Here is a 613-nt window from a genome sequence, read left to right as displayed (position 1 = left end):
CGAGGGCCGCACCCCGGTGGGGTGCGGCCCTCGGCTTGGGCTGTGCGGTCGGCCGCGCGTCTCAGGCGACGTTCAGCTTGACCTCGATGTTGCCACGGGTGGCGTGGGAGTACGGGCAGACCTGGTGCGCCTTCTCCACGAGGTCCTTGGCGGTGGCCGCGTCCACATTGGGGATCGAGGCGGAGATCTCGACCGCGAGGCCGAAGGCACCGTCCGGGGTCTTGCCGATGCCGACCTTGGCGGTCACCCGGGAGCCGGTGACGTCGGCGTTCTCCCGGCGGGCGACGACGCTGAGCGCACCCTGGAAGCAGGCACTGTAGCCCGCCGCGAAGAGCTGCTCGGGGTTGGTGCCGGCGCCACTGCCGCCCTGCTCCTTGGGCGGGTTGACGACGACGTCGAGCTTGCCGTCGTCGCTGGCGACGCGGCCGTCACGGCCGTTCTCAGCGGTGGCGACGGCGGTGTAGACGACGTCGACAGTCTGGATGGACATACCAAATCCTCCTGAGGTTCGCCGCGACTCGCGCCCACGGATCGCGACGGCTTGCCGCTGAGCCTAACGGGCCTGCGCAACGGGCGGGTGGGGGCGGTGGCAGGGGCGGAGGGGGGAGCGATG

1 protein-coding gene is annotated in these 613 nt (G+C 71.5%); it reads right to left on the bottom strand.

What is annotated here, in order from left to right; translation table 11 throughout:
- Positions 1-61 precede the first annotated feature (61 nt).
- On the bottom strand, positions 62-490 hold the full coding sequence (locus DY245_RS32725) for an organic hydroperoxide resistance protein (RefSeq protein WP_128510809.1): 429 nt from the start codon (positions 488-490) through the stop codon (positions 62-64).
- Positions 491-613 lie beyond the last annotated feature (123 nt).

The sequence above is a fragment of the Streptomyces inhibens genome, assembly GCF_003389455.1.
GTDB classification, from domain to species: domain Bacteria; phylum Actinomycetota; class Actinomycetes; order Streptomycetales; family Streptomycetaceae; genus Streptomyces; species Streptomyces inhibens.
The sequence above is the reverse complement of the archived record's forward strand: the minus strand, read 5'-3'. Positions and strand labels throughout refer to the sequence as shown.

Bases quoted from the DNA above. Each gene is read 5' to 3' on its own strand.
- DY245_RS32725 (WP_128510809.1), bottom strand. From the start codon at position 490: ATGTCCATCCAGACTGTCGACGTCGTCTACACCGCCGTCGCCACCGCT.